Annotated in this window: 14 protein-coding genes; 12 read left to right on the top strand and 2 right to left on the bottom strand. The window is 65.9% G+C overall.

Annotation, left to right across the window (positions count from 1 at the left end; genetic code table 11):
- Positions 1 to 96 precede the first annotated feature (96 nt).
- Positions 97 to 1,038: a DUF6708 domain-containing protein gene (locus C1926_RS14740; RefSeq protein ID WP_108759691.1), complete on the top strand. Its 942-nt coding sequence runs from the start codon at positions 97 to 99 to the stop codon at positions 1,036 to 1,038.
- A gap of 39 nt (positions 1,039 to 1,077) precedes the next feature.
- Here the strand turns inward: C1926_RS14740 and C1926_RS14745 are convergent, their stop codons facing one another.
- On the bottom strand, positions 1,078 to 1,848 hold the full coding sequence (locus C1926_RS14745; protein ID WP_108759692.1) for a hypothetical protein: 771 nt from the start codon (positions 1,846 to 1,848) through the stop codon (positions 1,078 to 1,080).
- Positions 1,849 to 2,063: 215 nt separating this feature from the next.
- On the opposite strand from C1926_RS14745, the gene C1926_RS14750 reads away from it, so the two are divergent.
- The 6 genes from C1926_RS14750 (at position 2,064) to C1926_RS14775 (ending at position 10,245) form a co-directional block, all read left to right on the top strand.
- Entirely contained in the window at positions 2,064 to 2,927 is an 864-nt protein-coding gene (locus C1926_RS14750; RefSeq protein WP_108759693.1) for a M15 family metallopeptidase, read from the top strand.
- 99 nt (positions 2,928 to 3,026) lie between these two features.
- Positions 3,027 to 3,287 carry a PAAR domain-containing protein gene (locus C1926_RS14755; protein WP_079222202.1) on the top strand — a complete coding sequence of 87 codons (261 nt, stop codon included), beginning with the start codon at positions 3,027 to 3,029 and terminating at the stop codon, positions 3,285 to 3,287.
- 39 nt (positions 3,288 to 3,326) lie between these two features.
- Positions 3,327 to 4,760, top strand: a complete 1,434-nt coding sequence (locus C1926_RS14760; RefSeq protein ID WP_159095119.1) for a hypothetical protein — start codon at positions 3,327 to 3,329, stop codon at positions 4,758 to 4,760.
- Positions 4,761 to 4,775: 15 nt separating this feature from the next.
- A complete protein-coding gene (gene tssM, locus C1926_RS14765) occupies positions 4,776 to 8,477 on the top strand; it encodes a type VI secretion system membrane subunit TssM (RefSeq protein ID WP_108759695.1) in 3,702 nt (1,233 codons plus the stop codon).
- Positions 8,474 to 9,457: a type VI secretion system-associated protein TagF gene (gene tagF, locus C1926_RS14770; protein ID WP_079222199.1), complete on the top strand. Its 984-nt coding sequence runs from the start codon at positions 8,474 to 8,476 to the stop codon at positions 9,455 to 9,457. The genes tssM and tagF overlap by 4 nt, the downstream gene beginning before the upstream one ends.
- Before the next feature lie 2 nt (positions 9,458 to 9,459).
- A complete protein-coding gene (locus tag C1926_RS14775) occupies positions 9,460 to 10,245 on the top strand; it encodes an OmpA family protein (RefSeq protein WP_079225267.1) in 786 nt (261 codons plus the stop codon).
- Positions 10,246 to 10,303: 58 nt separating this feature from the next.
- Here C1926_RS14775 and tssA read toward each other — a convergent pair whose 3' ends face one another.
- Complete coding sequence (tssA, locus tag C1926_RS14780; protein WP_108759696.1) at positions 10,304 to 11,362, bottom strand: type VI secretion system protein TssA; 1,059 nt, start codon at positions 11,360 to 11,362, stop codon at positions 10,304 to 10,306.
- Positions 11,363 to 11,599: 237 nt separating this feature from the next.
- Between tssA and C1926_RS14785 the strand changes: the two genes are divergently transcribed.
- Genes C1926_RS14785 through C1926_RS14805 form a run of 5 tightly spaced genes read left to right on the top strand, consistent with a single transcriptional unit; the run spans position 11,600 to position 19,949 of the window.
- Positions 11,600 to 14,359: a type VI secretion system Vgr family protein gene (locus C1926_RS14785; RefSeq protein ID WP_254057277.1), complete on the top strand. Its 2,760-nt coding sequence runs from the start codon at positions 11,600 to 11,602 to the stop codon at positions 14,357 to 14,359.
- Between the two features lie 32 nt (positions 14,360 to 14,391).
- Entirely contained in the window at positions 14,392 to 15,030 is a 639-nt protein-coding gene (locus C1926_RS14790) for a hypothetical protein (protein ID WP_159095120.1), read from the top strand.
- A gap of 21 nt (positions 15,031 to 15,051) precedes the next feature.
- Positions 15,052 to 18,666 (top strand): M23 family metallopeptidase, encoded by a 3,615-nt coding sequence (locus C1926_RS14795; RefSeq protein WP_108759698.1) that lies wholly within the window; start codon positions 15,052 to 15,054, stop codon positions 18,664 to 18,666.
- A complete protein-coding gene (locus C1926_RS14800; protein ID WP_200732686.1) occupies positions 18,663 to 19,268 on the top strand; it encodes a hypothetical protein in 606 nt (201 codons plus the stop codon). Before C1926_RS14795 ends, C1926_RS14800 begins: the two co-directional genes overlap by 4 nt.
- A 54-nt stretch (positions 19,269 to 19,322) precedes the next feature.
- Positions 19,323 to 19,949: a hypothetical protein gene (locus tag C1926_RS14805; RefSeq protein WP_216822014.1), complete on the top strand. Its 627-nt coding sequence runs from the start codon at positions 19,323 to 19,325 to the stop codon at positions 19,947 to 19,949.
- The last annotated feature ends 193 nt before the right edge of the window (positions 19,950 to 20,142 follow it).

The raw sequence follows: 20,142 nt of genomic DNA on the forward strand, positions 1-20,142 counted from the left end.
AGGCCCGATCATGTCGGGAAGCATGGGCTGTCGCCCTCCTTCGCGCTGCCTTTCGTGCCTGATACTCTCCTGCCAGAGGTCGACAAGGATAGCGTCATGTACACCGGATGGATGCGTGAGTTTGCCGTAGGAAAGCCGCTCTCTCCGGAGGAGAGCCGCGCTCGTTTCGATGTCCATACAGCCCAGACGGCGGCGCCCGAAGAACGCGCCTCACTGGTCCGCTTCAACTCAACCTACATCGAACTGATCGACCGGCGTTTCAGGCTGCGCGGCATGGTGTCGACCACCGTGGTGCTGCTGGGCACGCTGGGCTTGTTCCTGCTTGGCTTCTTCCTTCTCTTCACGCTGGTAATCCCCAACCTTGAGGGCGACGTGTGGGATTGGGTGATGTACGCGATGGTGGCGGGGTGCGTGATCGGCGCGCCGGTCTTGTTCTGGCAAACGACACTCAAGTACGAGTTCTTTACGTACGTCTGGTATCCGACCCGATTCAATCGTCGCAACCGGATGGTCTATTTCTTCACCGGCGGCAAGGAAGGGGCCGTGGCAGTGCCTTGGGATGAGGCCGCGTTCTATATCGGACGAGGCACCAGCCAGGCGTTCCTGCGTGATCTCCGGTGCAGCCTCATCGATGAGCGCGTGGTTCAGCGCACCTTTGCCGTGGGCCATTACTTCGATGACGAGCAGGCGATCAAGGGACTCTGGGAATTCGTCAGGCGCTACATGCAGCAAGGGCCGGCGGACGTGGTCGACACGATCGAGGGCCGGCAGATGAACCTTTCGGTCAATCCTTCCCTGCGCAACTGCTACCTGTTCGTGGTCGCCAGCCTTGGCCCAGCCATGCTGGGCGCCCGGTTCGTGCTGATGCCGCTGCTGCTGCCCCTGGTGCTGTGCCGCTGGCTGGTCCTGCGGTCCTGCCGCATGCCGGAATGGCCCCAATGGGTGGAGGATGCCTGCAAGGTCGACCCGAATGACCCGCTGAGACTGGCCGAGCCCGAGGTCATGGCGCAATCGCAGGCGGGTCGTCAGTCCATCTGACCGTGAGAGCCGAGCAGGGCTCGACTCTACGGTCCTGGCTTACATCGCCGGGCAGGCCGGATCCTTCCCGCTCACCGCCGCGCAGATGCGGCGGCGGCAGTCCACGCCCTTCAGCGAGGTCGGGCTGGGGCAGCTGCGAAGCTGTGCCTGGATGCTCGACTCGGTCGATGCGGACTTCTTGCTGGCCACACGCTCGAATGCGGCACGCTCGTCCTCGGTGCGCTTGCGCTGATCCGCTTCAATCTGCGCAATCAGCTCATCCATGCTCTGCGGTTGGGCGTTGGCCTTCGCCTTGGCCTTCGCTTTGTCCTTGTCTTCTTCCTTGATGATGCCAAGCAGGGTGCCGAGCAGGTTCTCATCGCCCTGGCCCTTGCTGCCGGGCTGGGTTCCTGCGCGAGCGCTGCGCGCGGCCTGCGACGTGCCTCGTGCGCCGGCGGCCGGTGCAGCCGATGCAGCTGCCGGTGCGGTGGTCGCCGCATCGGTCGGTGCAGCGGCGGCATTCTCCAATGGCGTACCCGTGGCGGCGCCATCGCTGCCTGCAGGTGCATCAACAATCGTGGCGGCGCCGTCATGCGGCGCGCCGACAGGGACGTCCGGATGCCCGGTGGGTCCGCTGGACTGCGCCGGATCCGGGGTCAGCGAGTACTCGCCGGATTCGCTGTAACCGCCGCTGCCTGAAAGGCCCCAGGCGGCCAGGCCGGCAATGGCGGCGATCGCCACGGCGACCCCCAGCCACAGGCCGATGCGGCGGTTGCCGCCAGACGGTGTGCGCGCAGCACGCGTGGACGTGGTGGTCTGTCGACCTTCCATGTCTGCGAGAATTCGGCCCGATGTCGGTGCCTGGCCCTTCGCCTGCGCTCCCCCTGAGAGCAGACTTGGCCGGTTTATTCCGCCATTATTCAAGTGCATCCAGCCCTTGGTGTGAGTCGGCAGTTGCCGAAGCGAATTTCCGCATTCTTAGTGAAAGCGGATGGGGCGTCAACCAGAGCGCATGTCAGGGAGGACCGGTGGTACCAATCGTGGTTATGGCCATTGCCGTTGTAATGCTGGTGGCCGGCGTGTGCTGGGTTTTGCTGTTCCCCGAAAGCGTCGAGTCGCTGCGCGCGGTGCTGGCTGCGACGCTGGGCCGTTTCCGCCGCAGGGCGGGCCGCGTCGGGGGCCGGGTCGGTGATGGTGTGACGCGGGTCCGCAGTGGGGTTCGTGAAGAAGCGGGCGCCGCGCACAGCGCGATTCGTCGCCATTGGCCAATCATGGCGATTGCCGCAGCGGCGCTGCTGATTCCTCCAACTGTGATATTGGTCACACGAAAGACGGTGGTGCTGGAAGATTTTCGGGGCGATGATTTCGCAGAGTCGGGTTCGATGGTCGCGCAGCTGTTGCGTGGGGAGCGCCTGGCGCCGCCACCGCCACCGCCGCCGGAGGTTTTCACCACGGCAGAAGTGCGGCGGCTGCGGCCGGAAATCGTCACGGCCGACCGCAAGTGGGACCAGATCGACCCCGACCTGCAGCAGCGCGTGCTGGCCATCTACGAAGTCATGCGGCGCCAATATGGCTATGAGATGGTGCTGATTGAAGGCTATCGCAGCCCGCAGCGGCAGGCCGAGCTGATGGCGGGCGGCAAGGCGACGCGGGCAGGGGCCTGGCAGAGCTGCCATCAGTACGGGCTGGGCGTGGACAGCGCTCCCATGCGTGATGGCAAGCTGCAGTGGGACATGAACGACGCTTGGACCAAGCGCGGGTACTTCCTCTACGGCGAGCTTGCCGAGCAGGCCGGGCTGGACTGGGGTGGCAACTGGCGCAGCATCAAGGATTACGTTCACGTGGAAATGACAGGGCGCTGCCGGGCCGCACGCGCCGCCAAGCGCGAGGAGCTTTCACGCCAAGGGTGATAACGCTTCTGTGATACTGGTATCGTTGCGGGGATGATCCAGGTCGCCGCGTCCGCGGCGATGGAAGGCTGGATTACATGGAATCAAGGAGTGTGATGGATGGCACGACCGTTTATCGTCGTCGGGGACAAGCTCAGCCACGGCGGCAGCGTGGTCGCTGGCACCGGCCAGACCGACATCAATGGAAAGGCCGTGGCGCGTGTGGGTGACCGCGCCGCGTGTGCCATGCACGGTTCAACGACCATCGTCAGCGGCGATGCCACTGTCATCATCGACGGACAACCGGTAGCGCGCGACGGCGACCGCACGGCGTGTGGGGCGACGCTGGTCGCTTCGCAGGCCGTGACGGGCCTGCGCTGAGCGGCGGTTGAGGGAGCATCGCATGGAGCACGGCAACTGATGGCAGGATGGCTGGGCAGGGCGGCGTCGGTGGTGATGGTCTTCATCGCCACCTGGGGCGCGACGATCCTCTATTGGCGCAACAGCGGCACGGTGCCTACTGGCATGCAGATGCTGGCCTACCTCGGGCTGCTGCCGGTGGGCCTGAGCGGTGCAGGCTTCATGGTGCGCGGTGCGCTGCGGCGTGGTGTCGACAGTGCGCTTGAAGCGCCGGCGGCCACGGATGCGACGACCCCGCAGGGCGATGCAGTGAAGGAACCCGGCGTAGTGGCGCCGGCGTCGGTGGCTCTGCTGGCCGGCAGCCTGAAGCTGGGAATCGACCTGGAACCGCGGGCACTGCTGGAGGTGGCCGCCGCGCCCCCCCGGCCGTCGCTGGACGGGCGTTTCCGCGACAACCACAACCTGCCTGTGCGGATGAGCGCAGCGCCTGACCTGGACGAGCTGGAAGTGCTGCAGGTGCGGCAGGATGGCATCGATACGGCTGCGCACGAGCGCCGCGCGATGACCCTGCTGCAGCCGGTGCTGGAGCAGCTGCTGGAAGCAGTCTATGCAGCGCTGCCGGAGATCGTCGCATCCGAGGAAGTGGTGGTGGCCGGCCTGCGCCGCCGCGACGAACAGCGCGTGGAGAACGTGCTGACGATCGAACTGCTGGTGCCGGGCCGCTGGTCCGATGCGCTGCGGCCGTGGGTGCAGGAGTGGCTGCTTGGGCAGGCGCGCAAGGCCGGTATCGACGCGCGGCGGTTCGATGTGCGCGTCACGACGCTGGACGCGGCGCGCGAGGTCTGGCCGCACGCGCAGCGGGTGATCGATGCCCTTTCTGCATCCCCCGTGCCGCGTTGGCACCTTCTGCTGGCCGCGTCGTCGTGCATCGATCCCGATATCGTTTCTTCGTGGCAGTCTGCGGGCGTACTCGCTACGGCGCAGAATCCCGACGGCCGCGTACCCGGCGAGGGTGCAGCCGGCGTTCTGCTGGCGACCCTGGCCCAGGGGCGTGAAGGCGATGGACGCCTGTGGCGGCCCCAGCTGGTGCGTGCCGAACAGATCGAAGGGCAGCGCCCGGCGGAACAGCGGCGCCAGCTTGCCGCCCTGGCGACGCAGTGGCAGTCCGGCCTCAGCGCGGGCCGCGCACCCGTGCAGTTCGTGCTGCATGATGCCGACCATCGTGGCGATCTGATGGTGGATGCGGCAGCGATCACTGCTTCGCTGTCGCCCGACCTGGATTTCAGCCCGCAGAGCCTGGCCGTGGCGGTCAGTGCCGGTGAGCTCGGCCCCGCCCTGCCGCTGGCGCAGTTGGCGCTGGCCCATGCGCAGCTTCAACGCAATGCCGAGCCCGTGCTGCTGCTGGGCGTGGCCGACAACCAGCAGCGCCTGTTCGGCGCGGTTGATCCTCTTTCTTCCCCCATGCCTGCGGCCGATGCGTCGCTGGCTTCCTGACCCCTGGACCCCTGCATGAGTTTGAGCAATTTCAGCTACTACCTGCGTGACTACCGCCTCTGGCTGGTGGTCGGCCTGGTTGGTGCCGCGGCGCTGGCGCACTACGGTGAGGCCGAAGCCCGGCAGATCGGGATCTGGGTGGCGATCGTGCTGGCAGGCCTGCTGGTGCTGGCGCTGCTGGTGTGGATCATCAAGCGGATCCTGGCCCGCCGCGCTGCCAAGCGCGTGGAGGCGATGGTCAAGGACGAGGCGGACAAGGCGGTGGCCGGTGCGCAACCCGCGCAGCGTGCCGACACCGAGGCCCTGCGCACGCGCATGATGGACGCGGTCAAGCAGATCAAGTCCTCGCGGATGGGCGTGCTGAAGGGGAGCGCGGCGCTGTACGAGCTGCCCTGGTACGTGATCATCGGCAACCCGGCGGCGGGCAAGAGCACGGCGATCCTCAATTCCGGCCTGCAGTTCCCGTTCGAGGACAACCGCGGCAACGTGGTGCAGGGCATCGGTGGCACGCGCAACTGCGACTGGTACTTCACCACCAACGGCATCGTGCTGGATACCGCCGGCCGTTACTCGGTCAGCGTTGAAGACCGCATGGAGTGGCTGACCTTCCTGGGCCTGCTGAAGAAGAACCGTCCGCGCGCGCCCATCAACGGCGTGATCATCGCCGCCAGCCTGGCCGAGCTGTCCGGCAGCAAGCCGGAGTTCGCCATCGAGCTGGCCAAGAACCTGCGCCAGCGCGTGCAGGAAATCACCGAGCGGCTGGAAGTGTTCGCGCCGGTGTATGTGCTGTTCACCAAGGCCGACCTGGTGGCCGGCTTCAGCGAGTTCTTCCATAACCTGGATCCGGCCGAGCGCGAGCATGTGTGGGGCGCGACGCTGCCCTTCGACGTGCAGCAGCAGGGCGACGCGCTGAATGCGTTCGACAGCCATTTCGATGAGCTGGCCGAAGGCATCAAGGAAATGAGCCTGACCCACATGGCGATGCAGCGCGGCCGCGACGTCTCGCCGGGCCTGCTGTCGCTGCCGTTGGAGTTCGTGGGCATCAAGCCGGCGCTGCGCACCTTCATCGCCACCCTGTTCGAAGACAACCCCTACCAGTTCAAGCCGGTGTTCCGTGGCTTCTACTTCTCCAGCGCGCTGCAGGAGGGCCGTTCGGTGCACCATGCATCCGAGCGCGTCGGTCGCCAGTTCGCGCTGCAGCGCGGCTCGAACGTGGACGAAGCACCCACCGGGCACACCGCGTTCTTCCTCAAGGATCTGTTCCGCAAGGTCATCTTTGCCGACAAGGAACTGGTCCGGCAGTATTCGAGCCCGCACCAGAACCGCCTGCGCTATGGCGTGTTCCTCGGTGCCGTGGGCGTGCTGGCGCTGGCGCTGGGCCTGTGGACCTGGTCCTACACCACCAATGCGCAGCTGGTGGCCAACGCCACCAAGGATCTGGACCAGGCCGTGCGCGTGCAGAAGGACCGCATGGACCTGAAGTCACGCATCGATGCGCTGCTGCTGCTGCAGGACCGCATGGAGCAGCTGGACCGCTACGGCAAGGAGGGCGGCATCACCACCCACCTGGGCCTGTACCAGGGCACGGCGATCCGCGAAAAGCTGCTGCGTGAATACAACCACGGCATGCAGCAGGTGATGCTGGCGCCGACCGTCTCCAACCTGGAGAACTACCTGGGCCAGGTGGTCGCCGAGCGCGACAAGCTGGGGCAGGGCACGGGTGCCGCCGCCGACAGCGAGGTGCTGTACCAGAACGCATCGCCGACCAGCACCAACGACGCCTACAACGCGCTCAAGACCTACCTGATGCTGGGTAACCCGAAGTATGTGGAAGGCGCCCACCTGTCGCAGCAGTTGACCCTGTTCTGGCGCACCTGGCTGGAAGCCAACCGTGGGCAGATGAGCCGCGAAGAGATGGTGCGTGCTGCCGAGAAGCTGATGACCTTCTACGTGGCGCAGTCGGGCAAGCCCAGCTGGCCGCAGGTGCAGAACAAGGTCACGCTGGTGTCCGATACCCGCCAGGCGCTGGGCCAGGTGATGAAGGGCCAGCCGGCGATGGAGCGCGTGTATGCGCAGATCAAGGCGCGCGCCGGTGCCCGTTTCGGCACCACCACCGTCGACAACCTGATCGGCGTGGAGCGCAACGGCCGCCTGATCAATGGCAGCTACGCCATTTCCGGCGCGTTCTCCCGCAAGGCCTGGGAAGACTATGTGCAGGACGCGATCAAGGAAGCGGCCAACACGCAGCTGAGCACCACCGACTGGGTGCTGGGCACCACCGAGCAGAGCGATCTTTCGCTGGCGGGCAGCCCGGAGCATGTGTCGCGCGAGCTGGTCAACCTGTACAAGAACGACTACGCACGCGAGTGGAGCAAGTTCGTGCAGGGCCTCAGCGTGGCTGAATTCAGCACCTTCGACGAGGCCGTGGCGCGCATCAACAAGCTGGGTGATGCGTCCAATTCGCCGCTGCGCATCCTGCTGGAGCGCATCAACGAGGAGACCGTGTGGGACAACCCGGCGGCACTGGCGCGTTCAACGAAGGCACGCAAGGGCTTCGTGGCGTGGTTCCAGCGCACCGTGCTGCGCAAGGATCCGGCCGCGACGGCCGCAGCGCAGCCGGTCGGCCCGATCGGCAAGGCGTTCGAGGGCATCGCGCGGCTGACCAGCGAGCGCGGTGACCAGCCGGCCATCATGACGGCCTACTTCGAAACGCTGGCCAAGCTGCGCGCCCGCCTCAATGCCATCAAGAGCCAGGGTGAGATCGGCGTGGGCACCCGCAAGCTGATGCAGGACACCTTCAGCAACGAGGGGTCCGAGTTGAGCGTGGGCCTGGCCCTGGTCGACGAGCAGGTGCTGACCGGCCTGGACGAGAAGCAGCGCGCCGCCCTGCGGCCGCTGTTGCTGCGCCCGCTCACCCAGACCTTCAGCGCGCTCATCACGCCGACCGAGGATGAGGTGAACAAGACCTGGAAGGCCCAGGTGTACGACCCGTTCAAGGCGCGCATCGGCCAGCAGTATCCGTTCAACCTGAACTCCGACGTCGATGCTGCACCGAGCGACGTGGCGGCTGTGTTCGGCGCCAGTGGCAGCATCGCGGCGTTCAACAAGGAAGCCCTGGGTTCGCTGGTGATCCAGCGCGGACCGCTGCTGGAGACCCGGCGCTGGGCAGGGCAGGGCGTGAACCTGTCGGCCGACCTGGTCGCCAACTACGGCAACTGGGTCAGCGGCGCCGCAGCGGGTGCGGCGCAGGACACCACGATCTTCGAGATCCTCCCAGCGCCTGCGGCCGGCGCGCTCGAATACACGATCGAGATCGACGGCCAGGTGCTGCGCTACCGCAATACGCCGCCGCAATGGACCACCATGCAGTACCCGAACGCCGGCCAGGTGCCGGGCGTGAAGATCACCGCGGTGACCGGCGATGGCCGTACGGTAGAGGTATTCAGCGCGCCGGGGACCAACGGCTTCAACCGCCTGATGGCCGAGGGTCAGTACGAGCGCCTGGATGATTCCAGCCGCATTACCTGGACCGGCAGTGGCGTAGGGGTGACCGTGGAAATGCGCATCGTGCGCCGAGCCGGTGGTAGCGATGAAGGTGGCGGCGACTGGCAGCGTGGCCTGCAGTTGCCCGAACGCGTGGCAGGTGGAACCCCTGCAGCACCGGCGCCGGCTGCGCCGGCTTCGACGCCGGCTCCGGCCGCAGGAGGCGCACAATGAGCCGGGTGGTCAGTGCAGGCGTGTCCTATTTCGGCAAGGTGCCCTCGCGCGGCGATTTCGTCCGCGCGGCCGACAACCACCAGTTGCTCGGCTGGCTCGACCGCTGGGCCGGGGAAAGCCTGGAGCTGCTGAGCCAGAGCCCGGACTGGAAGCAGCGCTACGACGAAGCGCCCGAGATCCACTATGCCTTCCTCGGCTCGCGCAGCAAGATGGTGCTGTGCGGCCACTTCCTGCCCAGCCGCGACGCGTCCGAACGACGCTTCCCACTGTTGTCGGCACTGCGCCTGGACGCGCCGGAACCGCTGCCCTTCATCGGCCGCAGCCCGCTGGCGATGTCCAACGCCTGGTCGGGCCTGGCCCGCCTTGCACGCCAGGCCTGCCAGGACAGCGATGCGGCACAGGCGCTGGCGCAGCTGGCTGATGCGCGTTTCAGCATCAGCACCGATCCCAGTGACTACAACGGCAGCTTCCAGGATTTCCTGGAAAGCACCACGGTCGCCGACCTCGAACAGCGGCTGCGTGATTCCGGCCACGGTGACGTGGCGCTGCGGCAGGTGCTGCCGGCATTGGGGCTGCTGCTGCAGCCGGTGCTGAGCGGTGGCGACGTCAACATCGACAAGGCGCTGGTGTTCCCGCTGGTGCGCGACCCGGCCTATCGCCCGCTGGTGGCGGCCTTCTGGCTCGACCTGCTGTCCAGCTTCGTCGCCCGCGGCGACTTTGAACTGGCGGTGCTGATCCGCAACGACGCGGCACCCAGCATGATCGTCGGCTTCAACGGTGCCGACCGCCAGGTGCTGCGCGCGGTGCTGGACCCGGCAGAGGCCGGCGATTTCCTGATCCGCACCCAGCATTCGGAATGGGTCGACGACTACATGCGTGGCGACTACAACCTCAATCGCTTTGGCAGCTTCCTTGACCGTGACGATCTGGCCCTGGCCACCGCACGCAAGCTGTTTGGCGAGACTTTCCTGGGAACCTGATGATGCGCGTGTGCAACCCTCTCCACTTCCTGCTGCCGCTCCTGTTGGCGGCTGCACCGTTGGCCGCGCAGAACACCGCCGCGGGCGCGCCTGCGGCAACCGAGCGGCCGGTGGTCATCGAAGGTGTGGTGCCTGACCAGGCAACCAAGGCCAAGCTGTTGAACAACCTGCGTGCGGTGTACGGCGCCGACCGCGTGGTCGACCGGATCCAGGTGGAGACGATCGCAACCCCGCCGAACTGGGGCGACTACGTCTCGGGCATGATCAACCCGGGCCTGAAGCGTGTCTCGCCCGGCAAGCTGGAAGTCAACGGGCAGTCCGTGCGCATCACCGGCGAGGTCGGCAACGAGGCGTTGCGCCAGCAGGTCGCCAGCGACCTCAGCCTGGCCAGCAATACCAGCTACACGGTGACGAACGCACTGAAGGTGGGCTCCCAGCAGAACGTGCTGGATCAGACGCTGGCCAACCGCATCATCGAGTTCCAGAGTGGCAGTGCCCGCCTGACCCCGTTCGGCATGGGCATCCTGGACGAGATGGTGGCCAAGATGGCGCAGATGCCGGACAGCCGGTTCCTCATCATCGGCCACACCGACAACGTGGGCCAGCGCGAATCGAACCTGGCACTGAGCCACGGGCGCGCGCTTGCGGTGAAGAACTACATGATGGCCAAGGGCATCCCGGGCAGCCACATGGACGTGCTGGGCAAGGGGCCGGACGAGCCGGTGGCCGACAACACCAGCAACGACGGCCGCGCCCGCAACCGTCGCATCGAATTCAAGATCCAGTAAACACAGAAGGATCGGGTATCACCCGATCCTTCCGTTGCGGCAGTGCCCGGAGTGGAGGTCAATCCTCCGGGTTCACATCCAGCATTTCTTCCATCTGCTCCAGCGTGCTGTGGTCCTTGATGACCCGCTTGAGCCAGACGTGCAGTGGCATTTCGCCCCAGCGTGCGGCTTTCTCGGCCAGATAGGCGACCGGACTGTGCGGTTCGGTCCGGCGGAAGAACTCGGCCACCTGCCGCAGCTGCTGCAGCGCCTCCTTGCGTGAGGCCGGAGCGCCGGCCGGGCCGCGGCTCGGTGCGATGGGAGCCGTGTCGAACGACGGGCCATCATCGGCAAATGCGGTCTCGCTGAACGCGTCGTCTGCAGGCAGGGTTTCGCCATCGAGCAGGACGCCTGCCTCGCGCGCGAAGCGCAGCACGGTGCGCTGCAGGTGCTCCAGCTGTTCGCGGACGGCGCTGAAGCTGGGGCCATCCAGCCCGAGCCGGTTGTCGACGGCGGCCTGCAGCTCGGCCAGGGCCTGGCTGCAGTCCGGCAGGTCATCGGCCATCTGCCGATAGAACCCGTGCTGGGTATCGCGGCGCGCTGCATTGAGGATGTCCAGCCCCGGGCGACCGTCCTCGTCCTCGCCACTGTTGGCGCGGGCGTGGGCGTGTTCGAAATCGGCCAGGCTGAAGCGGCCCTGCGGTGCCGCAATGATCGGGACGGCGCGCAGCCACTGCAGGGAATTGGTCAGCAGCCAGCTCAGGTTGCCGATGCGTTCTTCGAAATCGCCGTCCGGCGCCTGCGGGTGCACGTCGTCCCAGAAGCGGTCGCAAAGACCGGCGGTGACCCGGTAGCCGGCCGCCAGGCCCTGGAAGCCTTCCAGCTGGGTGGCTGACTCGCTCAGCCAGCCTGCCAGCCGCAGGTCCTTGGTTCGCGTCTGCAGCAGGTCGCTGGCGTCGCGCAGGACGCTGCTCCAGTCGGCGTATTTGATGTCGGTCTGCCACGCGCCCTGATCCAGGGTCGGGTCGTCGGCACGACGGTTTTCGATGATCCGGTCAAACTCGGCGGAGAACGACAGGTCTTCACCGGTCGGGGCGTTGTCAGAAATCGGGGCCAGCAGGGCTTCCTGATCCAGCATGGCAGGTCTCGTTGAGGACTGGGATCGATTCTAGCCCGCGCGTGTGAACAGCGCGCCGGTGTCCGCTGCAACCGAAGCGGCCTTGAGTGCCCGTGCCGTCAATTATGTGACGAAATTCCCAGTTTCGCGGAGGTCATCACGCCGTGATATTGACGCTTCTATCGATCTGCTAGCATCGCCGGCTGGAAACCGACGTCCTGCGATGAGTGGGTCGACGTCTTTTACTCTGGAATTGGCATGGATCAGCTGAATTACGTGATGACGCCAGTCGCCGGGCTCGGTGATGCGCAGCGTTTGTATCGACTGGAGAACGAGGCGCTGGCCGCCTGCACGGTCGAACGCTGGCGGGGGCGTGATGCACTCTGCGAGCACGCCTGGACCGAGGTGACCCTGCTGGGCACCGATGCGGGCATCGACCTGGCGGAACTGCCAGGCACCCGCGCCACCCTGGTGACCCGCTGCGCCGATGGTGGTGAATGGCGACGCAGTGGCCTGGTTGCGGACGCGTCCTGCCTGGGCAGCGATGGCGGCCTGGCCCGTTTCCACCTGCAGCTGGTCTCGTGGACCTGGTGGCTGCAGTACGCGCGGCACAGCCGGGTGTTCCAGGAGCAGGGCATCCGTGAGATCGTCGATGCGGTGCTCGGCGGCCATGCCGCGGTCGCCCGCTGGCGGTGGGCCGAGGGCATGGACGCATTCCTGGAGCAACGCGTGCGCAGCTACTGCGTGCAATACCGCGAGAGCGACCTGGATTTCCTGCAGCGCCTGCTGGCCGAAGAGGGGCTTGGCTGGCGGCTGTACGCGGATGACGAAGCGCCCTGCGGCAATGGCATGGAAATCTTCGCCGACAGCGTCGACCTGCCGGAAGATGCGGCCAGTTCGGGTGCCGGTGTGCGTTTCCACCGCAGTGATGCGACCGAGTCCAGCGACAGCGTGCAGGCCATCGGCCTGCATCGCCGCCTTGGCAGCACCGTCGTCAACCTGCAGAGCGACGACTACCGCCAGGTCCGTGCGCTGGCCGGTCAGGGGCCGATGGACGGTGGCGGCAGCCAGTCGCCGCGCGAGGATTTCGATGCAGTCGGTGCCTATGCCTTCAGCGATGCGGCTTCGGCCTCGCGGCAGGCCCGCTTGCAGGCCCAGGCCCGTGAGGCCCACAGCCGCAGCTGGCAGGGTCGCGGCACGGTCCGTGGACTGCACTCCGGGTGCTGGCTGCGCCTGCAGCAGGCGCCGGGCGCCACCCCGCCCGAGCTTCTGCTCGTCGCGGTGGACCATGCAGGCATCAACAACCTGCCGACCGATCTGCGACGCAGCCTGGAGGACGCGCTTGGCGTTGCACCGGGCGATGCGCAGGATGCACCGCTGTGGGCACAGGCCGAAGCAGTGGGATATGGCAACACCTTCCAGGCCGTGGAGCGCACCACGCCGTGGCGTCCGCAGCTGATCGACGGCACCGGCGCGCGCCTGAATCCACGTCCCACGGTGCCGGGTTACCAGACCGCGGTGGTGGTGGCCGGCCAGGGCGCGGGTAGCCGCGACCTGCATGCCGACAGCCACGGCCGTGTACGCGTGCGCTTCCATTTCCAGCAGGCGCAGGGCGCCGGCGTGCAGGACAGCGCATGGTTGCGCGTCGCGCAGCGCTATGCGGGCCCGGGCGTGGGCAGCCAGTTCCTGCCGCGCATCGGCCAGGAAGTGCTGGTCGGGTTCCTGGATGGCGACATTGATCGCCCGCTGGTGCTCGGGGCGCTGTACAACGGGCGCGGCGAAGCGGGCGTGGCGCCGACGCCTGCAGGTGCCAATGGCGAAGGCGACCTGTCCGCCTACGGGCAGGCGGCCGATGCACGCAACAGTGCGCAGGCCAACCTCAGTGGTGGCCAGGCGCCGGCGTGGCATGCCGCGGGTGCCGGTGACCAGGCGCATCGCCACGGCGGCGCCCTCTGGGGTATCCGCTCGCGCGAGTGGGACGGTGGCGAAGGCAGCAACCACCTGCTGTTCGATGATTCCAACCAGCAGCTGCGGGCCCAGCTGGCCAGCAGCCAGGAAGTTTCGCAGCTGACGCTTGGCCATCTGCGGCACCAGGCCGACAACTACGTTGGCAGCCTGCGCGGCACGGGTTTCGAACTGCGCAGCGATGCGTGGGGTGCGGTGCGTGGTACTGCCGGGGCGTGGTTCACCGCCTATGACCATGGCGGCACCACCCCCGCTGGCGAGGCCGTTCAGCCCTCGGCGCTGCTGGCGCAGCTGCAGACGCTGGGCGAGCGCTTTACCCAGGCGGCCCGCACGCATGTGACCAGCCCACTGGCGATGCAGGAAGGGGCAGGTTCGGCGAAGCGCTCGACGCTCATTACCGACCAGTCTCCGCTGCCGGGTCTGCTTGCAAGCGTGCGAACGACAATGACCGGCGAAGCCTTCGATCCCGCTGCTGAGGAAGCGCCACGCCGCGAGGCCGCTCCCGGAGAATCGCGTGTTCCGCATAGTGGCGACCCGCTGCTGGGCCTGGCCGCGCCTGCTGGCGTCGTCCAGCTGGCCGGGCAGTCGATGCAATGGTCCACGGGTGAGGGGTTGCTGCTGTCCAGTGGCGGCCACAGCGATGTGGTCGTGATGGAGAAGGCGCGCCTGCATGCATCTCAAGCAGTGGGCATGCTGGCTGCGGCGAGCAGCGGCGCAGCAGTCAATACTGCGATGACGATCGCCAGTGGTGAAGGCGAACTGGATGTGCAGGCACAGGGTGATGCCGTCCGCGTACAGGCGCGGCAAGCGCTGCGCGGTGCCAGCGCTCAGGGAGTGGTGGAGCTGGAGGCTGGCAAGATCCTGCACGTCGCCACAAGTGGCGGAGCCAGCATTACCGTGGCGGGCGGCAACATCACCTTCAACTGTCCCGGCGTGATCACGGTCCATGCTGCCACCAAGTCGTTCCTTGGGCCGGCACAGTTCAAGACCGAGCTGCCGAACTGGAGCCAGAGCGAAACCTCAAGCTGGCGTCTTACCGGCTTTTCGGGATAGGCCAGCGCGCTATCTGCAACAGAGTGAAGACAATGACTCGGATCAATTTTTTCACGTCCAGTGTCTGGGCATCGCGCAGGCCAGCACATCTGGCTCTGGCGCTCGCCGCGCTGCTGCCAATGGCGGCTTGTGGCCAGGTGACTTCAGTCCCTGACGGACGTGGGCAGGCCGCGACACAGGGACAAGCCTCGAGCGAGGCAGAGGCGATCAGGGCACAGGCGCACGCCGATGAGCAGGCTGCGCGTGGCGAGCCCGCGCTCGAAGGGGACCCTGACAGCACCTCGACGCTGTTTGAGGGCCTGCTCGATTGCAGCCCGAAGGGCTGGTATATCGATGCGGAATCCGGCCGTCCGGCGAACCCGTACCTGGCCAGGAATGCGCCGCAGCCCTGTGAGCGCGACGCAGAATTCGGAATCGCATACTTCTGTGTGAACGCCGATTTCCATGGGGTGCCGGTCTATCGGGTCGTGGCACATCTGGGTACCGCGCCGACGCCCATTGGCGTCCTCATCGACCTGCCGCTGGATCAGGCGCGTTCGCGCCTGCAGAAGGCGTTGGGTACGGAGCTGCGCGGCGGCCCAGATGGCCAGCAGGGGCGGAAGCCGGTACTGGGCCCCCACGGTGATGACACGCAGAAGTCGCAGTTGATGTGTACGCCCGACTGGGCTTGATCAAGGATAGAGAAACGCACGATGCCGACGTATAACCCTGGCCCGCCGTTCCGCGTGAGCAGCAACTGGTCGCAGGCCCGCAAACATCCGACGCTGGGTACGGTGAAACGCCACGAAGGACAGGACTGGGCCGCGCCCGCGGGCACCCCGATCCCGGCCGCGGCTGATGGCCACGTGGTCTATGCCGGATCGATGAATGGCTACGGCAATACGATTGCTGTCGAGCATCTGATTCGCGGCCAGGTGGTGCATACCATGTATGCACACATGTCCGCGCCGTCCCCCTTGAAAGTTGGCGACAAGGTCAAGAAGGGTGATCCCCTCGGCCCGGTGGGCATGACCGGTGGCGTCAGCTCGGGCAATCACCTCCATTTTGAAGTGCATCCGTACGCAAAGTCGGGCGTGCTCGGCCTGCACAAAACGGTGGACCCGGCGACCTTCGACTTTCCCGGCACGGAGGCCGTTTCAGGAGCGTTCGGCTATCCGTTTGCCCTCAAGGACGGGCAAGCCCCGCGCAGCGTAGCGGCCTATATGCACGCCATGCGCGGCGCAGAGGATGGGTTCTACCCAGTGGGCGGGAACAGCCTGTGGCATGGCGGCATCCACTTTGGTGATGGCACCGCGAGCGAGCTGGCGCAGGGGCCGACCCAACTGGCGGAGAAAAGTGGTGTGCGCTGCATCGCCGATGGCGAAATCGTGGCCTACAAGCTGGATTCCACCTATCCGGCGGTTCAGTTCCGCGAGAAGCAGCTGAAAGCGCTTTATTCCACCGGCTTCACACTGGTGAGGCACACCCTGGTGCTGCCGGAAAGTACGCAGCTGAAGGCCTGCCAGCCCGAAGCTGAAACCAGGGATCTTGAAGAGCAGACCCGTGCCGCGCAGATGCGCTCTGCAGTGGCGGTGAAGATGCAGGCGGAGGATAAAAAGGCCGCAGCAGACGCGAAAGAGGCGCAGAAGACGGCAGCGGCCGAGGCTGCCAAGAACGCCAAGAAGGGCGAGAAGGCTGAAGTGCCGAAGGTCGCGGCAACGCCGGAGCGTACCGAAAGCAAGCCGGAAACCCTGGTGTTGTTCAGCCTCTACATGCATCTGATGGACTGGCGGGGCTACCGCCAGGACCAGGCAATTCCGCGGGCGAAGTACTGGAAGGGCGACAGCACCTATCGAGTGAGCGCCTCAGCGGCCGAAGACACCCAGAAAGTTCCGCCCCCGCCTCCACCGCCTCCTGCGCCAGTCCAGGAGATGGCCGATCCGTTCGCGCCGGCGGCGCGCTCGCCGTTTGCCAACGACCGTGCGTTCGGCCTTGGCCAATCGCCGCTGGGCGGAGGGTGGGGCCAGGGTGGCGCGGGCGCGCAGGAAAGCATGGGCCAGAGAGGCTTTGGCCTTGAGGCCGCCGTGGAACAGGCGACGCCACAACGCGTCCCTTACGGCAGCCTGCCGACGCCGGGTGCCCCTGCGCCCCATCCTGAGGCCGAACCGGCCCCGGCGGCCGCGCCGGAACCGGTCGCGCCTGCCATCAAGGGGCGCAAGGGGCTGAACATCCGCTCCGAGCCCAATGGCAAGCTGCTGGGAATGCTGGCGCAGGGAGCCCGCGTGCGCTTCACCGAAACCAAGGCGGTGGGCAAGGGCGTATGGGGCCATATTGGAGAAGTGCTGGAGGGCGAGATCATTCCTTCCGAGGCCGTGGACGGCCAGATCAAGCCCGGTGCGGAGAGCGGTTGGGTGTACCTGTCCCGCATGGAGGCCGTGTTTGACAAGGCCGATCCGGTGGACCAGGTCGTGGTGCTGGACAAGCCGTACCCGGTCAAGGCTGGCGATATCATCGGCCAGATCGGCGAATACCAGACCTTTGGCGTGGCGCGTGCATCGCCGTCGCCAGGAATGCGCAGCATGCTGCACCTGGAAATGTTCAGCGGCGGCGACGTTCCCGGCTTCATCGGTCGCTGCAGAGCCTACGCGGCAACGCGACCGGCCAATGAGCGCAACATGCTGGTACTGGACGTGGGCGTGAAGCTGGCCACCCCGGTGGCCAGCGATGCAACGCTGGCGGCCGGTTCGTTGGTGGTGGCTGCAGCAGATAGTCCCAAGGGACCGTGGGTGAAAGTGCACAAGTGCGTGACACGGCAGGCGTCACGCACGTCGCTGGGCAAGTTCAACGAAAAGACCAAGCGCTATGCGGGTGGCGAGCAGTTCACCGGCTGGTACATCAGCAGCAAGGGCGAGCGTACGCAGGACGCCAAGACCGGTGGCAAGTGGCCTGACCGCGAAGTGCTTGTGCAGCTCGCCGAGGAGCTGTGGATCGAGCGCGCGCGGCTGGCGACGGCTGCGGCAGGAACGCCGTTGGCCAGCGACGTGCCCGCCTGGAATGCTTATCCGTTGCGGGCAGGCAACCTGACGACGGCTTCCAGCAAGCTGCCGCGCGTGATCGCCCGGGTTGAGCTGGACGCGCTTGAGAGCAAGTCGATCGCAACCGACGACAAGGGTGATCGCTGGTGGTGGGTATCCACCGATCAGGCCTCCGGATGGGTTGCGCAGAAGGACCATCCGCTGACCCATTGGGAATCGCCCTGGGCATGGCCGGGATTCGAATATGTCGAGGAAGGTCAGCTGACGCCGCTGGACCTGATGGCCTGGAAGGTATTCCAGATGGCCAAGTCGCAACCTTCGGAAAAAGCCGAGCACAGCATGCGCGCGGATCGTGTGCGGGGCAGTTCCCTGCATCGCAAGATCTACCAGTTGTTGGATACCGACAACGATGGCGATCTGAGCCCGGAAGAGCTGAAGCGAGCACAGCAGAATCCGCTGCTGGCCCGCTATCTGCAACGGATGATCGCCCGCTATGAGAGCGAGTGGGGCGGTGGCATGCAGAAGTGGGATGAACTGGACGCCATGATGATGCGCGCCCAAGGCAACGAGTGGGCGGGCGAAAAGGTGCGCATCCGCAATCTGCAGTGGTGGGATTCGGTGAAATCCGTAAAGGACTTCCCCACCTCGCTGGACGTGTTCCACTTCCATCCACTGGCCATGATCAGCAACTTCATGGGGCTGGGCACCAAGATCAGTGGCGGTGACTTCGTGCGCCGGGTGGGTGACATCATTGCCCACGGCGAAGGTGGCTACGAGTCCTACAACACGGGTACGAAGAACGTGCCGGGCGACAAGGTTGGCTTCAGCTTCGTGCATGCTCCAGCGGGCACGGTCACCGGCAAGACCATTGATCAGATCCTGGCGACGGACGCGCTGGACGGAACAGACCGCAACCGCATGTTCGCTACGGGCAAGTATCAGACCATCATCAAGACGCTGCGCGCTGCGAAGGAGTCCATGGGGCTGACCGGCAGCGAAAAATATGATGCGGACCTGCAGGAGCGCGTTTTCGCTGAATACCTGCTGTCGAAGGCCGGAGGTGGCGCACTGGCCAGCTTCGTGCGCGACGGTGTTGGAAGCGTGGACGATGCGCAGTACGCGGCAGCAAAGGAGTGGGCGTCCATCGCCGCGCCGAACGGGTACAAGACGAAGAAGGACAACGTTTCCGATGGCAACCTGTCCTACCATGAGGGGGCGGCCAACAGCGCCAACGCCGGATCGACGCGGGGGCTGAGGGAAGTGTTGATGGAAATTGCGGAGAGCCGGAAATGATCCCGATGAACATGCGCGGATTTGCGTTGGCGGCGGCTTGGTTCGGAGTGGCCTGCCTACCTGCGGCATGCAGCGGTGCTGGCCCGTCCGGGGCAGCGCCTGTGCCCGAATCGCGGGAAAACGCTGCTCCCACAGCCGCGCCTGCCGCTGCTGCGGGTACTGCATCGGGCAATGCGCCGTACGCGGGCGTGGTGATGAGCTATCCGCATTCAGGGTGCTCTTACCAATACAGTCCGGTTGATTTCTGCGATGCGGCGCATCGCGCGCAGATCAATGAGGCGATCCGTACGCAGGTCCCCAACTTCAACACGCACTACATCCTGGCCCAGTTGGATGAGCGCAAGGAGTACTTCCAGCGCTCGATCGTGCTGATCGACAGCCGCGACGGGACGGTATACCCGCTGCCGATCGATGCCTTCAGCGGGCCGCTGGTGGACAAGGAGGGTGCGCGCGAGTACGGCAAGGTGGAAACCTCGCGGGAAGCTGACACGTTCTGCGTCAGCAGTGCACTGCTGGTCTACCGGGCGTTTGAAGAAGGTCGGTTCTGTTTCGGATTCGATGGGGTTCGCTTTACTGGCCACACGACGCAGTACATGCAGTGACGCATCATCTCGAATGCGTGGCCATCTGTGCATCGAAAGCCGATCCGGATCCGATTGTTTCCCCTGCTGCAGGAGGCGGGCCTGATGATGGCGGGTTTCACCATTCGCGCGCTGGTCGCAATAGCAGGTTTACTGATCTCAGCCGGCTGTCTTGCACAGGACTCTGATGTGGGAGCCTGGCGCAAGGTGTCCGACAGCCGCTTGGAGAGGCAGTTCCATTTTTCAATGCTGCCTCGTGCTGCAGCGGTAGGAAGCCGATGGGCTGCCTATGATGCGGCAACAGGAAAGGTCGTCTGCTGCCTGTCGGTGGCAAGTGCTGAGATAAGTGAGAGCGAGCTGGAGCGTCGCTTCGACATCCCCGGCCCATGGGTGACCGACCTCACCAACGGCTGGAATCTCGATGCCGTGCCGTATCGACCGCACGTGCAGATGCTGGAAGTGCAGGGTGCGTTGGGCAGCCATGTATTCGAGGCGACAGGCGGAGCCAACGGCGGACTGCTGCTGCCGGCCGGCGCGCATGGCGTCGGGGTGAATGCGCTGGAGATGTCGGGCAAGCGTTACTCGCTCCAGCGAAGCGAGCACGCTTTGGCGGACGATGATGGCGGCGTACTGACGTACGTCCTGACGCCACTGGGTGGCGGCACAGTCCTGAAGGTTGAAGTTCCTTTCGGGACGTATTGAAGGCCCCGCTGCCATTCGCACTTCTGCGGTAAACATCTGCCTGCAGGCAAGGCCGAGCGTCCTGCAGGAATGTTGATTCCGCGTGAAGGCGTTGACGTGCGCTGTCGTTTTCCATCTGTTACCGTCGGCTGGCAGGGGGAGGAACCGCGCGCCGGGGAGCGGTGCGCGGCAACAGTGGGAACGCCATGGAAGC

It is taken from the genome of Stenotrophomonas sp. ZAC14A_NAIMI4_1 (assembly GCF_003086915.1).
Taxonomy (GTDB): domain Bacteria; phylum Pseudomonadota; class Gammaproteobacteria; order Xanthomonadales; family Xanthomonadaceae; genus Stenotrophomonas.